This is a genomic window from Bradyrhizobium cenepequi (assembly GCF_020329485.1).
Taxonomy (GTDB): domain Bacteria; phylum Pseudomonadota; class Alphaproteobacteria; order Rhizobiales; family Xanthobacteraceae; genus Bradyrhizobium; species Bradyrhizobium cenepequi.
The window spans coordinates 147,392-164,166 of the sequence record NZ_JAGKJI010000002.1 but is presented as its reverse complement, the minus strand read 5'-3'; the positions used below and the strand labels follow the sequence as shown (position 1 = coordinate 164,166).

Annotated in this window: 16 protein-coding genes; 5 read left to right on the top strand and 11 right to left on the bottom strand. The window is 63.3% G+C overall.

Translation table 11 applies throughout. The features are described from left to right. Positions 1–96: 96 nt before the first annotated feature. A complete protein-coding gene (locus tag J6497_RS04115; RefSeq protein ID WP_225702951.1) occupies positions 97–984 on the top strand; it encodes a metallophosphoesterase family protein in 888 nt (295 codons plus the stop codon). Between the two features lie 5 nt (positions 985–989). Here J6497_RS04115 and J6497_RS04110 read toward each other — a convergent pair whose 3' ends face one another. From J6497_RS04110 to J6497_RS04100, 3 genes are all read right to left on the bottom strand, one after another. Beyond that, on the bottom strand, positions 990–1,544 hold the full coding sequence (locus tag J6497_RS04110; RefSeq protein WP_225702950.1) for a hypothetical protein: 555 nt from the start codon (positions 1,542–1,544) through the stop codon (positions 990–992). Positions 1,545–1,755: 211 nt separating this feature from the next. Next, positions 1,756–1,965, bottom strand: a complete 210-nt coding sequence (locus J6497_RS04105; RefSeq protein WP_225702949.1) for a DUF4170 domain-containing protein — start codon at positions 1,963–1,965, stop codon at positions 1,756–1,758. 73 nt (positions 1,966–2,038) lie between these two features. Then, a complete protein-coding gene (locus tag J6497_RS04100; RefSeq protein WP_225702948.1) occupies positions 2,039–3,676 on the bottom strand; it encodes an isocitrate lyase in 1,638 nt (545 codons plus the stop codon). Positions 3,677–3,875: 199 nt separating this feature from the next. Between J6497_RS04100 and J6497_RS04095 the strand changes: the two genes are divergently transcribed. Further along, complete coding sequence (locus J6497_RS04095) at positions 3,876–5,321, top strand: helix-turn-helix domain-containing protein (RefSeq protein WP_225702947.1); 1,446 nt, start codon at positions 3,876–3,878, stop codon at positions 5,319–5,321. 868 nt (positions 5,322–6,189) lie between these two features. Here the strand turns inward: J6497_RS04095 and J6497_RS04090 are convergent. After that, the gene (locus tag J6497_RS04090) at positions 6,190–6,885 is read right to left on the bottom strand and encodes a hypothetical protein (protein WP_225702946.1); all 696 of its coding nucleotides are present in this window, start codon (positions 6,883–6,885) and stop codon (positions 6,190–6,192) included. Between the two features lie 197 nt (positions 6,886–7,082). Between J6497_RS04090 and J6497_RS04085 the strand changes: the two genes are divergently transcribed. After that, positions 7,083–7,301, top strand: a complete 219-nt coding sequence (locus J6497_RS04085) for a hypothetical protein (RefSeq protein WP_225702945.1) — start codon at positions 7,083–7,085, stop codon at positions 7,299–7,301. A gap of 28 nt (positions 7,302–7,329) precedes the next feature. Here J6497_RS04085 and J6497_RS04080 read toward each other — a convergent pair whose 3' ends face one another. Together J6497_RS04080 and htpX are read right to left on the bottom strand one after the other, a co-directional pair. Continuing rightward, the gene (locus J6497_RS04080; protein ID WP_225702944.1) at positions 7,330–7,530 is read right to left on the bottom strand and encodes a DUF2905 domain-containing protein; all 201 of its coding nucleotides are present in this window, start codon (positions 7,528–7,530) and stop codon (positions 7,330–7,332) included. Positions 7,531–7,582: 52 nt separating this feature from the next. Next, positions 7,583–8,515: a zinc metalloprotease HtpX gene (gene htpX / locus J6497_RS04075; protein WP_225702943.1), complete on the bottom strand. Its 933-nt coding sequence runs from the start codon at positions 8,513–8,515 to the stop codon at positions 7,583–7,585. 349 nt (positions 8,516–8,864) lie between these two features. Here htpX and J6497_RS04070 point away from each other — a divergent pair, with 349 nt between their 5' ends. Both J6497_RS04070 and J6497_RS04065 read left to right on the top strand, forming a co-directional pair. After that, on the top strand, positions 8,865–10,187 hold the full coding sequence (locus J6497_RS04070) for a lytic murein transglycosylase (protein ID WP_225702942.1): 1,323 nt from the start codon (positions 8,865–8,867) through the stop codon (positions 10,185–10,187). Positions 10,188–10,409: 222 nt separating this feature from the next. After that, complete coding sequence (locus J6497_RS04065) at positions 10,410–11,513, top strand: alkene reductase (protein ID WP_225702941.1); 1,104 nt, start codon at positions 10,410–10,412, stop codon at positions 11,511–11,513. A 262-nt stretch (positions 11,514–11,775) separates the two neighbouring features. Here the strand turns inward: J6497_RS04065 and J6497_RS04060 are convergent, their stop codons facing one another. The 5 genes from J6497_RS04060 to J6497_RS04040 all read right to left on the bottom strand — a co-directional run bounded on the left by J6497_RS04060 (position 11,776) and on the right by J6497_RS04040 (position 16,772). After that, a complete protein-coding gene (locus tag J6497_RS04060) occupies positions 11,776–13,512 on the bottom strand; it encodes an ABC transporter substrate-binding protein (protein WP_225703216.1) in 1,737 nt (578 codons plus the stop codon). Positions 13,513–13,639: 127 nt separating this feature from the next. Beyond that, positions 13,640–13,969, bottom strand: coding sequence for a DUF2160 domain-containing protein (locus J6497_RS04055; RefSeq protein ID WP_225702940.1), 330 nt, complete (start codon positions 13,967–13,969; stop codon positions 13,640–13,642). Positions 13,970–13,978: 9 nt separating this feature from the next. Further along, positions 13,979–14,785, bottom strand: a complete 807-nt coding sequence (locus J6497_RS04050) for a carbohydrate ABC transporter permease (RefSeq protein ID WP_225702939.1) — start codon at positions 14,783–14,785, stop codon at positions 13,979–13,981. Further along, on the bottom strand, positions 14,785–15,687 hold the full coding sequence (locus J6497_RS04045) for a carbohydrate ABC transporter permease (protein ID WP_225702938.1): 903 nt from the start codon (positions 15,685–15,687) through the stop codon (positions 14,785–14,787). The genes J6497_RS04050 and J6497_RS04045 overlap by 1 nt, the downstream gene beginning before the upstream one ends. After that, a complete protein-coding gene (locus J6497_RS04040; RefSeq protein WP_225702937.1) occupies positions 15,687–16,772 on the bottom strand; it encodes an ABC transporter ATP-binding protein in 1,086 nt (361 codons plus the stop codon). Before J6497_RS04040 ends, J6497_RS04045 begins: the two co-directional genes overlap by 1 nt. Positions 16,773–16,775: the final 3 nt, after the last annotated feature.

The following is a 16,775-nucleotide window of genomic DNA, read 5'->3' as shown; positions in this document are numbered from 1 at the left end:
TGCGTGGAGGCCGCCCGCTTGCCAATAGAAAGCGGACCATCAGGGAATGACCATGCCGCGGCCGTATATCACGGACAAGCCAACAGGGACGGAATGATGGCGGCGTTTCGGTTGGCGCATCTGTCCGATCCGCATCTGCCGCCGCTGCCGGTGGCACGGCTGCGCGACCTCGCCGGCAAGCGCGCCTTCGGCTATCTGAACTGGACGCGCAACCGTCACAAATACCATCGTCTCGAGGTGCTGGATGCGCTGGTGGCGGATCTGCAGGGGCAGCACCCCGATCACATTGCGATTACCGGCGATCTCGTCAACCTGGCGCTGGAGACGGAGTTCAAGCCGGCCCATGCCTGGCTCGACAGCGTGGGCCCACCTGATCGCGTGACCGTCGTTCCCGGCAATCACGATACCTATGTGCGGGCGACGCGGCATCGCTTCGCCACGACCTTCGCCGAGTATCTGCGCGGCGATGGCGCAGATGGCGCCGCGCAGTTTCCGTTCCTGCGCCGGCGCGGTCCGGTGGCTCTGATCGGCACATCCTCCGCGGTGCCGACGCCGCCCTTGATGGCGACCGGATGGCTCGGCCACGCTCAGCTCGCAGCGCTCGAGCGGATGCTGGCGGAGTTGTCGACCGAGGGCGCATTCCGCGTGCTCCTGGTCCATCATCCCCTGCATTCGGATGCGCGCGTCAAGCGGCTCACGGATTCGCACAAGCTGCTCGATCTGCTCAAACGATACGGCGTGGAATTGATCCTGCACGGGCATGATCACATCCACTCCACGATGTGGTTCGACGGGCCGAGCGGCAAGATTCCGGCGATCGGCGTGCCGTCGGCTTCGGCGCTGCCCCGGCATCACTATCCGGCGGCGGCGTATAATCTGTTTTCGATCGAGCGCGACGGCAATGCCTGGCGCTGCGACCAAGTCGTGCGTGGGATCGGCGACGACCTGCGCGTCGGCCGTCTGCGCGATACGCGCTTGATGTGACGCCGCTAGAGATCGCCGAGGCTCGCGAACACCGCAAAGGCGAACAGTGCGAGCGCGCCGAGGATGAAGCCGAGCAGGAACATCCCGAACCCGCGACGGCGCCGCGGCGTTTCAACGGGCGGGGGCTTAGGCGCCGGGGTTGCTACCATCGCATGCTCACGCTCGATCATGCGGCGGGCGACATAGTCGGTGACGGCATCCACGATAACGGGCACGTCGTGCGATTCGGCGAGCACGATGCGGCCGAAACGGGTGTCCTGCACGAAGCGGTAGATGCGCTTGTCGCGCCCCATCACGATATGGGCGACCACATCGATCCACAGCCGCGGCGTCTCGCCCTGGCTGACGCCGCGGTCGAACAGATCGACCTTTTCCGGCACCTGCGCAAACAAAGGATCGAGCGCCTCGTTCAGGATCTCCAGCCGCGCCACCTCGGCATCGCGCAACTCGACTACGACGCCGGTGCGGTCAGCGGCCTCGATGCGCGCTTTCCGCAAGGCATCGCGCAATGTCGGCCGCATATCGCTCGCGGCATTGCCGGTATTCTGGGCGTCCGACATCGCTTGCGGCCTCGTCCTGATCGGTTAACCAGAGCTTAACCCTATCAGTAACGCTTACTTCCGCAAAGGCCGTTGGTTCCCAAGGGCTTATGGCGGCAGTTATCCCCAAGGGCCATCACGCGGGCGTCCCGAAATCAGACAGCCCCACCCGGAAATCCGGATGGGGCCGTCCGTCCTTGGACGTCTTCTTCAACACTGACCGTCGGCAGCCTCAGGCCAGGACGCGGGAGGGCTCTTCCACGATGGAGAAGCGCACGCCGGCCTTGTGGCGGTTCTCTTCCGATACCTCGCGCCAGCAGTCCTCCGCTTCCTTGCGGGTCTTGAACGGACCTTTGACCTGGGCCGAGCCTTCGACGAGCTTGTGGAAGTTCATCGAACCGAACTCACCGCCGATCACCCAGAAATTGCTGCCTTTGGTCATGATAGTCTCCTGTTGTCCGAGTGGCGTGATCAGTCTGGAATCCGACCAGACCCCAGACTGATCAATTCCACCGTTAGCCGAACTGGTTCATCGTGTTGTGGACGCCACCCGCCTTCAGCGCGGCTTCACCGGCGAAATATTCCTTGTGATCGTCGCCGATATCGGAGCCGGCCATGTTCTGATGCCTGACGCAGGCGATACCCTGACGGATCTCCTGGCGCTGAACATTCTTCACATAGCCCAGCATGCCCTGCTCGCCGAAATACTCCTTCGCGAGATTATCAGTCGACAGAGCTGCCGTGTGATAGGTCGGCAACGTGATCAGATGATGGAAGATGCCGGCACGCTTGGCTGAATCGGCCTGGAAGGTGCGGATGCGCTCGTCGGCTTCGATTGCCAGCGGCGTGTTGTCGTATTCCGCCTTCATCAGCTCGGCACGGTTGTACTTGCTGACGTCCTTGCCGGCTTCCTTCATCGCATCGTAGACCTGCCAACGGAAGTTGAGCGTCCAGTTGAAGGACGGCGAGTTGTTGTAGGCCAGCTTCGCGTTCGGAACCACCTTGCGGATCCGATCGACCATCTTGGCGATCTGCTCGATATGCGGCTTCTCGGTCTCGATCCACAGCAAGTCGGCACCGTTCTGCAACGAGGTGATGCAGTCCAGCACGCAGCGGTCTTCACCAGTGCCGGGGCGGAACTGATAGAGGTTGCTGGGCAGCCGCTTCGGACGCATCATCTTGCCGTTCTGGTTGATGATGACATCGCCGTTCCGAGCGTTGGCGGCCGTCACTTCCTCGCAATCCAGGAAGCTGTTGTACTGGTCGCCGATGTCGCCGGGCTTGTGGCTCACGGCGATCTGCTGCGTGAGGCCGGCGCCGAGCGAGTCGGTGCGGGTCACGACGACGCCGTCTTCGACGCCCAACTCGAGGAACGCGTGACGGCAGGCACGAATCTTCGCGAGGAAGATGTCGTGCGGCACGGTGACCTTGCCGTCCTGGTGGCCGCACTGCTTTTCGTCCGAGACCTGGTTTTCGATCTGCAGGGCGCAGGCGCCCGCCTCGATCATCTTCTTGGCGAGCAGATAGGTCGCTTCCGCGTTGCCGAAGCCGGCATCGATGTCAGCGATAACGGGCACGACGTGGGTCTGGAAATTGTCGATCTTCTCGATCAGCGCCTTTTCCTTTGCCTTGTCGCCTTCCTTGCGGGCTGCGTCGAGCGCGCGGAAGATATCGCTCAGCTCGCGCGAGTCCGCTTGGCGCAGGAAGGTGTAGAGCTCCTCGATCAGCGCCGGCACCGAGGTCTTCTCGTGCATCGACTGGTCGGGCAGCGGTCCGAACTCGGAGCGGAGCGCGGCGATCATCCAGCCGGACAGGTACAAATAGCGGCGATCGGTCGTGCCGAAATGCTTCTTGACCGAAATCAGCTTCTGCTGGGCGATGAAGCCGTGCCAGCAACCCAGCGACTGGGTGTACTTGGTGGGGTCGCCGTCATAGGCGGCCATGTCGGCGCGCATCAGCGCCGCGGTGTAGCGGGCGATGTCGAGGCCGGTCTTGAAGCGGTTCTGCAACCGCATGCGCGCCACGGCTTCGGCGGTCACACCGTTCCACGTGTCTTTGGTCTTGAGGAGCGCTTCGGCGGCTTCAATCTCGCTCAGATAGGAAGCCGGTCCCTGGATAGCCCGGTCGCTGATCCCACGTGGCTGGTAATTCATATGCGTGATCCTTGTCTTCGCCGTTCGTCTCAATCGACATTCTTGACAGTGCATTGCGAAATGCGTGTCAGGAGCTAAACGCGAAGCGCCGGGAATAGTACAGATACCTTGCATTCGAATGGTGATGTCATGTAACATATGTTCTTGTATGAAATGTCATTTTGTAATTTTTGTAAATAAATAGGTCAGGAACGCTGCCATGCCTGCCGACACTGGAAAAAAGCTGTTCGTCGGCCCTCGATTTCGCCGGATCCGGCAGCAATTGGGGCTGTCGCAGACCCAGATTGCCGAGGGGCTCGGGATTTCCCCGAGCTACATCAACCTGATCGAGCGCAACCAGCGCCCGGTAACGGCCCAGATCCTGCTCCGCCTGGCCGAGACCTACGACCTCGACCTGCGCGACCTCGCGACCGCCGACGAGGATCGCTTCTTCGCCGAGCTCAACGAGATCTTCTCCGATCCGTTGTTCCGCCAGATCGACGTTCCCAAACAGGAACTGCGCGACCTTGCCGAACTCTGTCCTGGCGTAACGCATGCGCTGCAACGGCTCTACGCCGCCTATACTGAGGCCCGCCGCGGCGAGACCCTGGTCGCGGCCCAGATGGCCGATCGCAACGAGGGCGCCCGCTTCGATGCCAATCCGATCGAGCGCGTGCGCGACCTGATCGAGGCCAACCGCAACTATTTCCCCGAGCTCGAAACGGCGGCGGAGAATTTGCGCGACGAGCTGAACGTGGCCGCCGACGCCCTGTTCGCGGCGCTTTCCTCGCGCTTGCGCGAAAAACATTCGATCGTCACCCGGATCATGCCGGTTGACGTGATGCGCGAGACGCTGCGGCGCTTCGACCGCCACCGCCGGCAGCTCCTGATTTCCGAACTGGTCGACACGCCGAGCCGCACTTTCCAACTCGCGCTGCAGATCGGGCTTGCCGAATGCGGAGGGAGCATCGATTCCATCGTCGGCCGCGGTGGCCCGCTCGACGATGCGGCGCGCCGGCTCTACCGCATCGCGCTCGCGAACTATTTCGCCGCCGCCGTGATGATGCCCTACCAACCCTTCCTTAGCGCGGCCGAGGCGCTGAGCTACGACGTGCATGTGCTGGCGCAGCGCTTCAACGCCGGCTTCGAGCAGATCTGTCATCGCCTGACCACGCTGCAGCGGCCGAACGCGCGCGGCGTGCCGTTCTTCATGCTGCGGGTCGACAATGCCGGCAACGTGTCCAAGCGCTTCTCCTCCGGCACGTTTCCGTTCTCGAAATTCGGCGGCACCTGCCCGCTGTGGAACGTGCATTCCACCTTCGACACGCCGGACCGGCTGCTCAAGCAGGTGATCGAGCTGCCCGACGGCACTCGCTATTTCTCGATCGCGCAGATGGTGCGCCGGCCGATCGCGCCGCACCCGCTGCCGCAGCCGCGCTTTGCGATCAGCCTGGGCTGCGAGATCCGCCACGCTTCGCGCCTCATCTACGCCGCCGGCATGGATCTCGAAAAAGCTGGGGGCACGCCGATCGGCGTCAACTGCCGCCTCTGCGAGCGCGAGAACTGTGCCCAGCGCGCCGAGCCGCCGATCACGCGCACGCTGATCCTGGACGAGAACACGCGGCGCGTGTCGTCGTTCGCATTTACGAATGCGCGGGAGTTGTGAGCGTCGGCGATCCCATGCTCGCACCGCTCTCGTCATTGTCATAAGCCGTAGCCGTTACTGGCACGCCTCGCACCGCTGTTGTCCCCGCGAAAGCGGACCCATAACCACAGGGAGGTGTTGTGGCGTGAGCAAGCGGTTGCAGCGGAGCACACCATAAACACCTGTGGTTATGGGTCCCGGGTCAAGCCCGGGACGACGTGGGGATAGGTTCTGATTCAACTTTCAAACAGCCGAGAGGATGTGAGTCCGCGTTCTCGCGGCATGATCCGCCCGAGCTTTGCGTCACTTTCCGCCCTCTCATTGAAGTGAGGGCGCAGGGAAAGCCGGGTGCCGGTTGCACCCGTGGGCCCCGTGCAACAAAAAGCACAGGGGTAGGACCACAGGTCAACCGGAGCAACACCGGCTTTCCCTGCGCAGTGGTTTACGGCTTACTTCGTGCTCTTCCCGGTGACCGGGCTTTCTTGCCACCGTCACTCTGCGGACACTCGATCCACAAAGCTTAGCGCCAGCGTCGGGCGCCAGAACCACACGACTTCGCCGTCCGTGAGTGCCGCGCTCGTCAGTCGCAACACTCTCGTCCACCGCATCTCACCGCACGTTCGTGACGATCGCGAGCCGCCCCTCATCCGCCGTGAGACGCGCGGAGTTAAATCACTGATTTGCCCGACGGGTTAAGTGATTTATTTTTCGCGCCAAGGCTGGACGGGGCAAATCGCATTGAAATCGCGAGCGAATTTTCTCTCCGTCATTCCGGGGCATCGCGAAGCGATGAGCCCGGAATCCATTTCGCCGTCTGCGCCTGCGGCCCGATGGATTCCGGGCTCGCGCCAAGAGGCGCGCCCCGGAATGACGGAGAGAGCGGTGAGCGTCACCCTGCCGGTTCGTCCGGATCGAGTGCGGCCTGGAAGCGGGCTGATGCATCGCCGGCTTCGCCGGCCGGACCAAAGACGGCGGCTGCCGTGATGTCCCTGGCGAGATGCGTGCATTCGAGCCAGATCAGATTCAGCATCAAGGGCGGTAGTTCGCGCGCCTGCTGCATGTCCCTGCAGCGGGCCTGTGCGCCGTCCATACCCCACCATTGCTGGGCGACCGTCACGACCTTGCGGAAGTTGCGCAAGGTGCCTGACGCCTTCGCGCGATCAACCCTGGCGAGCAGCGCGCAATGGTTCAGCCAGTTCAGCCCGGCGATGATTGCGATCGCAACGTCGTCGACCGCCCGTCCGGTGAAATCGATGACAGTGTCTTCGTGCGGCTGCTGGCGCAGGAAGCCGTCGATCATCTCGGCCTGGCGCGAAGGCTCCGTCAGAAGTGCGGAGTCGCGTCCCGGGATCATGGTCAGATAGCGCATCCCTTCCAGCCGCGTGTGGCGCCAGATCTCGCGCGGGGTGCCGCTGACATCATTCGGTTTGCGCTTGCAGGCGGGATAGACGAGATCGCCGTGGTCTGCCTTTTCGAGATATTTTGAGACGACCTTATCCAGCCCCTGCAACAGAGCATCGGCGCCGGCCCTGGCATCCAGGACCTCGTCTGACGGCACCTCTCTGCCCCAACCGAACAAGGCCATTGCTTGTTTCCGGCGTCATCCTCTGCTGTCGCGAGTGTAGCACCGGCGCGGCCGATTGCACTGTGCCAATCCGCCGTATTTTTCGGCAGAGGCCGGACCGCCGGTGGCGGGACTCCGGCGGAACCCCCCGCCTGCTCCCAGCGTTGTCGGGATGGGTGGCGCGCCCTCAAAGGTCGGGGCGACGGCCGGGCTGGGAGATGAAGAACTTTTCCGACGCGGCGTTCTCGCCGGAGGAGATCGAGCTCATGACGACGGCGCTGGACGCTTCGGTTGCATCATTGCCCGACCCCGTCCACGCCGCCCATGTCAATCTTATCGCCGAATCCATCCTGCGCACTGCCAATACGGGCGAGCGCGATGTCGCCGTGCTGAAGCGGATCGCGCTGATGGAGCTTCAGATCGCGCCGCGCGCGTGACGATGGCGTGCAACGCGTTGGCGCAGGGTTAGCGGTTGGCAAGCCAGATGATCACGCTCAGCATGACGCTGAGCAGTAGCGACGTCATCAGCGGAAAATAGAACGAGTAGTTCGACCGCTCGACATAGATATCGCCCGGCAGCCGGCCAAGCCCGAGCTTGCCGATCACCGGCCAAAGCAGTCCGGCGGCGAGGAGGATCAGTCCGAGGATGATCAGCGTGCGCTGCATCCGGCACCTCTCATTCGTAGGGCGGCTTGCTAATCCGCCCCACGAATATCGCTTAGCCCCACGGCCCACGAGGGGCGGACGTGCGGCCCCATGGGCTGCCAGAGGGATAACGCTGTCCGGCGGGCGCGCTCGCGCTACCGCCGCCGAGTTCGGCGGCGAGCTGCTGCAGCGCTGCGATACGGTTCTCGGTCGACGGGTGGGTGGCGAAGAGATTGTCGACGCCATGGCCCGACAGCGGATTGATGATGAACATGTGGGCGGTCGCGGGATTGCGCTCGGCCCCCCAGTTCGGCACCTGGTGCGCAGCATTCTCGATCTTCATCAGCGCGGACGCGAGCCACATCGGCTGGCCGGCGATGCGCGCGCCGAGATTGTCGGCGGCATATTCCCGGGTGCGGCTGATCGCCATCTGCACCAGCATGGCGCCAAGCGGCGCCAGGATCATCAGCGCGATCGAGCCGAGAATGCCCGGACCGCTGTTGTTGCGGTGGCCGCCGAAGAACATGCCGAACTGCGCCAGCATCGAGATCGCGCCGGCGATGGTGGCGGTGATCGTCATCAACAGCGTGTCGTGGTTCTTGATGTGCGCGAGCTCGTGCGCGATCACACCGGCGAGCTCCTCGCGGCTGAGCTGCTGCACGATGCCGGTGGTGACGGCGACCGCGGCATTCTCCGGATTGCGGCCGGTGGCAAAGGCGTTGGGCTGCGCCTCGTCCATCAGGAACACGCGCGGCATCGGCAGGCCCGCGCGACCGGCGAGCTCGGCGACGAGGCCGACGAGTTCGGGCGCGGTGCGCGCATCAACCTCATGGGCGCCGTACATGCTGAGCACCATGCGGTCGGAATTCCAGTAGGTGAATAGATTCATTCCGGCCGCAACCACCAGCGCGATCATCGCGCCGCTGGCGCCGCCGATGAGATAGCCGAGCGCCATGAAGAGGGCGGTGAGGCCGGCGAGAAGTAGGGCCGTCTTGAAATAGTTCATCTCGTTTTCCCCTGCGTCTTTGCGGAAAAACCACTGTTGCAGGCGGAGTTTAGGTAAGGATTTGCCTATGGGCGCCGCAAGGGGCAAAAGGTGCGTCGGGGCGACGCGGGAGGCACCTCCCCTGCGTCGTCCCGGCGAACGCCGGGACCCATAACCACAGGACTTCTTGATGTACTCCGCTGCAACCGCTTGCTCGCACCCCAACGATTTCCTGTGGAAACGATTTCCTGCGGATATGGGTCCCGGGTCAAGCCCGGGACGACAGTGGAGTGAGGGATAGCCCGAGCGCTAAGCTTCACGTAAAATCGTTGCTCTCTTTCGAATCCCTCCCTCCTGCCGGCGAGTTCTGATGTTCAAGACCCGATTTGCGATCGCGGCCGTCACGATGATTACGGCGTATTCATCTGCGGCCTCGGCGCAGCAATTGTTGCCGGCACCGACACGTCAGGCGCCGGCGGCGGCGCGGCCTGCGACGGTGCGCTCGGCGCGCGCGGCGGCTTGCCACAATGGCCAAAGCTTCGAGCGCTTTCTTGCCGATCTCAAGCAGCGCGCGGTCTCCGAAGGGGTGTCACAGCAGGCGATCGCGGAAGCCTCGCCCTACCTCGTCTACAACCAGGGTATCGTCAACCGCGACCGCGGGCAGCGCGTGTTCGGCCAGCTCTTCACCGCGTTCGCAGGGAGAATGGCCGCGCCCTACCGGATGCAGCAGGGACAGCAGCGCATCAAGACCTATGCGGCGGCGTTCGCGCGCGCGGAGAAGGAGTACGGCGTGCCGCCGGCTGTCATCGCGGCGTTCTGGGGACTGGAGAGCGACTTCGGCGCCAACATGGGCAATCTGCCGACGCTGCCTTCGCTGGTGTCGCTTGCCTATGATTGCCGGCGCTCGGAGATGTTCCAGAACGAGACCATCGCTGCGCTCAAGATCATCGACCGCGGCGATCTTACCGCAAACGAGATGCTCGGCTCCTGGGCCGGCGAGCTCGGGCAAACGCAATTCCTGCCGACGCACTATTTCAACTATGCCGTCGACTATGACGGCGATGGCCATCGCGACATGCTGCGCAGCGGCCCCGACGTGATCGGCTCGACGGCGAACTATATCGCCAATGGATTGAAGTGGCGACGCGGCGAGCCGTGGCTGCAGGAAGTGCGCGTGACCGCTTCCAACTTCCCGTGGGATCAGTCCGACCTCACGACAAAACTGCCGCGATCGAAATGGGCACAACTGGGAGTCACCTATCCGGATGGAAGGCCACTGGCGAATGACGACATGCCGGCGTCGCTGCTGTTGCCGATGGGACGGATGGGGCCCGCGTTCCTGGCCTATGCGAACTTCGCCGCTTACACCGAATGGAATAATTCGCTGATCTATTCGACCACGGCCGGCTATCTGGCCACCCGCATCGCGGGCGCGCCGCCGATGCTGCGGCCTTCGGGTGCCGTAGCGCAATTGCCGTTCCACGAGATCAAGGAATTGCAGCAGCTCCTGGTGCGCGCCGGCTTCAATGTCGGCAAGGTGGACGGCGTGCTCGGACAGGCGAGCCGCAGCGCAGTGAAGGCGATGCAGATCAAGCATGGATTGCCGGCGGATTCCTGGCCGACCGCGGAATTGCTGGCGCGGATGCGCGGGCGCGGCCTGCCGACCGAGGCAGCGATGCCGGCTGTGCGCTAGGAAATGATGGCGCCGTGACAGGGCTTCATGGAGAGTCGTTCATGCTGCGCCAATGCGGATTTGGAACAAATCTTCCTATGCCGGCGGCCCCTCGTCTTTGACGTCAGTCAAATGTCCAGAAAGTCCGCGGCTCGTCTGCGCAGGCTGAATAGCTGGGGCATTGCGCCCATCGCCGCCATGCACAATTCTTCCCTATCGTTCATTTCCGGAAAACCCCCGCCCATGAGCCAATCCTCAAAACTGTTCGAGCCCTTCAAGCTTGGTCCGCTGATGCTGCCCAATCGGGCAGTGATGGCACCGTTGACGCGCAATCGCGCGGTGCCGCCCGGCATGGTGCCGAGCCCGCTCGCGGTTGACTATTACGCGCAGCGCGCCTCCGCCGGGCTCCTGATCACCGAGGCGAGCCAGGTGTCTCAGCAGGGCCAGGGTTACCAGGACACGCCCGGCATCTATTCCGGGGAACAGATTGCGGGATGGCGGAAGGTTACCGATGCCGTGCATGCGCGCGGCGGACGCATCTTCATCCAGCTCTGGCATGTCGGCCGCATCTCCCACACCTTGCTGCAGCCGAACGGCGGCGCGCCGGTTGCGCCATCGGCGATCCGCGCCAAGACTAAGACCTTCGTGGGCGGCAGCTTCGTCGACGTCTCCGAACCTCGCGCGCTCGAGCTCGCCGAAATTCCGGGCATTATCGACGATTTCCGGCGCGGCGCGGCGAACGCGCTCGAAGCGGGCTTCGACGGCGTCGAGATCCATGGCGCCAATGGCTATCTGCTCGACCAGTTCGCCAAGGACGGCACCAACAAGCGCACCGATGCCCATGGCGGCGGAATCGAAAATCGCGCGCGGCTGATGCTGGAGGTCTCCAAGGCGGTCGCCGCGGAAGTCGGCGCCGTACGCACCGGCATCCGCATCTCGCCGGTGACGCCGGCCAATGGCGTCTCCGAGTCCAACCCGCAGCCGCTGTTCGATTACATCGTCGATGGGCTCAATGCGCTGAAGCTGGTCTACATCCATGTCATCGAGGGCGCGACCGGCGGGCCGCGCGATATCGCGCCGTTCGACTACGCCTCGCTGCGCAAGCGCTTCAAGCAGGCGTATATGGCCAATAACGGCTATGATTTCGCGCTGGCAAACAAGGTGCTGGAAACCGGCACCGCCGACCTGATCGCGTTCGGCAAGCTGTTCATCTCCAACCCCGACTTGGTCGAGCGCCTGAAGAAGGGCGCGGCGCTGAACGAGTGGGACAAGGCGACGTTCTACGGCGGCAGCGCGAAGGGATACACGGACTATCCGACGCTGCAGGCGGCGGAAGCGGCGCAGTAAGCTCCACACTCCGTCATTCCGGGGCAGCCCGCAGGGCTGAACCCGGAATCCATTCAACGGCGTTGCCGGCGGCCCGATGGATTCCGGGCTCGCGCTGCGCGCGCCCCGGAATGACGAAGGCCGGGATTTCTCCCGGCCTTTGTTTCTCTCCGTCATGCCCCGCGAAGGCGGGGCATCCAGTAGTCACCGGCACCAGCAATCATGCCGGAACGCCGATGTATACTGGATCGTCCGCCTGCGCGGATGATGACAGTGGTGTCACTCACTTCGCCTCGGCGCGCTTCGGCGGGGTGGCGGGCCACGATTTGATCAGCGTGTCGTAGTCGACCGTCTCGCCCTTCGGCTTCTCGTTGGCGAGCTTGCGCTGCGGAGCGATGGTGCCGTCCTTCTCGGCCTTGGCGAACCAGTATTCCGCCTTCTCCTTCTTGTTCAGCTTCGGGCCGCAGGCGCCCTGCACGCCGGACTTCTCGAGCCGCTCCAGCACCGAATCCTGCGCCGCAGCGAGCGCATCCATCGCGGCTTGCGGCGTCTTCGCACCGGACGACGCATCGCCGATGTTCTGCCACCAGAGCTGGGCGAGCTTCGGATAGTCAGGCACGTTGTTGCCGGTCGGGGTCCACTGCACGCGCGCGGGCGAGCGGTAGAACTCGATCAGGCCGCCGAGCTTCGGCGCACGCTCGGTGAACGACTTGTCCCAGATGTCGGACTCGCGGACGAAAGTGAGTCCGACGTGGCTCTTCTTCAAGCTCACCGTCTTGGAGACGATGAACTGCAGATAGAGCCAGGCCGCCTTGCGACGGTCCGGCGGCGTCGACTTCAACAGCGTCGCCGAGCCGGCGTCCTGGTAGCCGAGCTTCATGCCTTCTTTCCAGTACGAGCCGTGCGGCGACGGGGCCATGCGCCATTTCGGCGTGCCGTCGGCGTTCATGACGGGAATGCCGGGCTTCACCATGTCGGCGGTGAACGCGGTGTACCAGAAGATCTGCTGGGCGATGTTGCCCTGCGCCGGGACCGGGCCCGACTCCGAGAAGGTCATGCCCTGCGCCTGCGGCGGGGCATACTTCTTCAGCCAGTCGAGATATTTCACGATCGAGTAGACCGCGGCCGGGCCGTTGGTGTCTCCGCCACGCTCGACCGATGAACCGACGGGGCGGCAACCCTCCATGCGGATGCCCCATTCGTCGACCGGCTTGCCGTTCGGAATGCCCTTGTCGCCATTGCCGGCCATCGATAGCCAGGCGTCGGTGAAGCGCCAGCCGAGCGAGGGGTCTTTCTTGCCATAGTCCATATGGCCGTAGACCTTGACGCCGTTGATCTCCTTGACGTCGTTGGTGAAGAACTCGGCGATGTCTTCATACGCCGACCAGTTCACGGGCACACCGAGCTCATAGCCGTACTTGGCCTTGAATTTGGCCTTGTATTCAGGATTGGTGAACCAGTCGTAGCGGAACCAGTAGACGTTGGCGAATTGCTGGTCGGGCAATTGATAGAGCTTGCCGTCCGGCGCAGTCGTGAAGGACTTGCCGATGAAGTCGTTGACGTCGAGATAGGGATCGGTGACGTCCTTGCCCTCGCCCGCCATGTAGTCCGACAGCGCAATGGTCTGGCCGTAACGGAAATGCGTGCCGATCAGGTCAGAATCGTTGATCCAGCCGTCATAGACGTTCTTGCCGGACTGCATCTGCGTCTGCAGCTTCTCGACGACGTCGCCTTCCTGAATGGTGTCGTGCTTGAGCTTGATGCCGGTGATCTCGCTGAAGGCCTTGGCGAGCGTTCTGGCTTCATATTCATGCGTCGTGATGGTTTCCGACACGACATTGATTTCCATGCCCTTGAAGGGCTCGGCCGCCTTCGCGAACCACTGCAGCTCCTTCATCTGCTCGTCCTTCGAGAGCGTCGAAGGCTGGAATTCGCTGTCGATCCATTTCTGGTTGACGACGTCATCGGCGCGCGCCGGCGCGCTGACGACGGCGGCGAGCAGCGCGGCGGCGCTGGTCATCGCGAGTAGACGGCCCCTGGTCGCGGGAAGATTTTTTCTTCTCAAATGTCGCATGGCGATTCCTCCTGATATAGCGACAAAACAATTCAGGCCCGGGTTGGCCCCGGATCTGCCCTTCTTCACTTCCTCAGACGGTGCGGAAAATCACAACGGCCGTGGCAAGCGAAATCAGCGTGGCGAGCCACAGGCTCGAAATCTCGACGCCCTCCTCTCCGATTGGCAGCGTGTAGATGGAATCGGAGCCGACGACGCCGATCCAGACGAGATGGATGACGGCGGCGAGCACCAGCGAGATGAACAGACGATCGCCGCGCGTGGTCGGAATGCGAAGGACGCCGACACGCTCGGCCTCGGGATAGGCGACTGCGAGCCAGGTCATTACCAAAAGCGTGGTGCCGAGCAGCGCAAAGAAGATCGCGGTCGGCAGCGTCCAGGCCATCCATGCGATGCTTTCCATGGGTGCCTCCTATACTCGGCCAAGCGCGAAGCCGCGCGCGATGTAGTTTCGGACGAACCAGATCACGAGCGCGCCCGGGATAATGGTGAGCGCACCAGCGGCGGCGAGCAGGCCCCAATCCATGCCGGCAGCGGAAACCGTGCGCGTCATCACCGCGGAGATCGGCTTTGCGTCCACGGAGGTCAGCGTGCGCGCCAGCAACAGCTCGACCCAAGAGAACATGAAGCAGAAGAAGGCGGCGACGCCAATGCCGCTTGCGATCAAGGGTACCAGGATCTTGATGAAGAACCGCGGGAAGGAATAGCCGTCGAGGAACGCGGTCTCGTCGATCTCGCGCGGCACGCTCGAGACGAAGCCTTCGAGGATCCAGACCGCGAGCGGAACGTTGAAGATGCAATGCGCCAGCGCCACCGCCCAGGGCGTATCGAACAGGCCGATCGCGGAATAGAGGTTGAAGAACGGCAGCGCAAACACCGCGGCCGGCGCCATGCGGTTGGAGAGCAGCCAGAAGAACAGATGCTTGTCGCCAAGGAAGCGGTAGCGCGAAAATGCGTAGGCCGCCGGCAGCGCCACCGAGATCGAGATCACGGTGTTGATGACGACATATTTCAGCGAGTTGATGTAGCCGGAGTACCAGCTCTCGTCGGTGAAGATGCGCATGTAGTTCTCGATCGTCGGCTGGTGCGGCCACAGCGTCATGGTCGAGACGATCTCGCTGTTGGTCTTGAAGCTCATGTTGACGAGCCAGTAGATCGGCAACAACAGGAAGATGAGGAACAGCGAGATGATGATGCGGCGTCCGGGAATCGTGCCCATCACACAGCTCCCTCTTTTTGCGGCCGCTCGGCGCCGGCATTGGTCATGACGGTGTAGAACACCCAGCAGACGATCAGGATGATGAGGTTGTAGACCAGCGACAGCGCCGCGGCCTTGCCGAGATCGAACTGGCCGAGCGCGATCTTGACGAGCTCGATCGAGATGAAGGTGGTCGAATTGCCCGGCCCGCCGCCGGTGACGACGAACGGCTCGGTGTAGATCATGAAACTGTCCATGAAGCGCAAGAGCACCGCGATCAGGAGCACGCGGTTCATCTTCGGCAACTGGATCGCGCGGAACACCGCCCAGCGCGAGGCGCCGTCGATCTGGGCGGCCTGGTAATACGCATCGGGAATCGACTTGAGGCCGGCGTAGCAGAGCAGCGCCACCAGGCTGGTCCAGTGCCAGACGTCCATCACGATCACGGTCGCCCAGGCGTCGAGCTCGTTGGAGACATAGTTGTAGGGGATGCCGAGGCTGTTCAGCGTATAGCCGAGCAGGCCGATGTCGGGACGGCCAAAGATCTGCCAGATGGTGCCGACCACGTTAAACGGGATGAGTAACGGCAGCGCCAGGATCACGAGGCAGACTGCGACCGTCCAGCCCTCGCGCGGCATCGACAGCGCGACCACGATGCCGAGCGGGATCTCGATCGCGAGGATGATCGCGGAGAAGATCAGGTTGCGCCACAGCGAAGCGAAGAAGCGCTCGCCGAGGTCGGTCGAGGGATCGAGCAGCTCCTTGAACCAGCCGACGCCGTTCCAGAAGAACTGGTTGTTGCCGAAGGTGTCCTGCATCGAATAGTTCACGACCGTCATCAGCGGGATGACCGCCGAGAACGCCACCACCAGGAACACCGGCAGCACCAGGAACCAGGCTTTCTGGTTGACCGTCTTGTCCATCAGGCGACCCCCTCGACCAGGCGGCTGTCGGCATAGACGTGCACATGCGCAGGATCGAACACGAGCCCGGCCATGTTGTCCGGCACCGAAAATCCCGGCGGCACGCGCGCGGCGAACTTGGAATCGCCGACACGGACGCGGGCAAAGCGGATGCGGCCGAGATCGTCGATCCGCTCGATCATCGCCGACAGCAAGCCGGAGGCGGGCGGCGCGACGTCGACGAATTCCGGCCGCACGCCAATCTCGATTTTCGCTCCCGCGGGCAGCACGCCGTAATTGCGATGCAGGCCGATGGTGTGGCCATCGATCCGCGCTTCACGCCCGTCGACCTGCGCCGGCACGATGTTCATGCCGGGCGAGCCGATGAAATAGCCGACAAAGGTGTGCGCGGGCTTGTCAAATAGTTCGGCCGGCGTGCCGCTCTGCACCACGCGGCCGTCGTGCATGACGACGACGGTGTCGGCGAAGGTCAGCGCCTCCGTCTGGTCGTGGGTGACGTAGATCATGGTGAGATCAAGCTCGCGGTGCAGCGCCTTCAATTTCGAACGCAGCTGCCATTTCAATTCGGGGTCGATGACGGTCAGCGGCTCGTCGAACAGGATCGCGGCGACGTCGGATCGCACCAGGCCGCGGCCGAGCGAGATCTTCTGCTTGGCATCGGCGGTGAGCCGCGTCGCTTTGCGGTTGAGATAGGGCGCAAGGTCGAGCAGGTCGGCGATCCGCCTCACGCGGGCTGATATCTCCGGCTTCGGCACGCCGCGGTTCTTCAGCGGGAAAGCCAGATTCTCGCCGACCGTCATGGTGTCGTAGATCACCGGGAACTGGAACACCTGCGCGATGTTGCGCTTCTGCGTCGACAGCGGCGTGATGTCCTTGCCGTTGAACAGGATCTTCCCACGCGAGGGCGTCACGATGCCCGAGATCAGATTGAGCAGCGTGGTCTTGCCGCAGCCGGAGGGGCCGAGCAGCGCGTAGGCGCCGCCTTGCCGCCAGGTCATCGTCATCGGCTTCAGCGCGAAGGATTCCGGTGGCGCGTCATCGCCGCTGTAGGAGTGCGCGAGATCGACGAGGTCAATGCGGGCCATGCG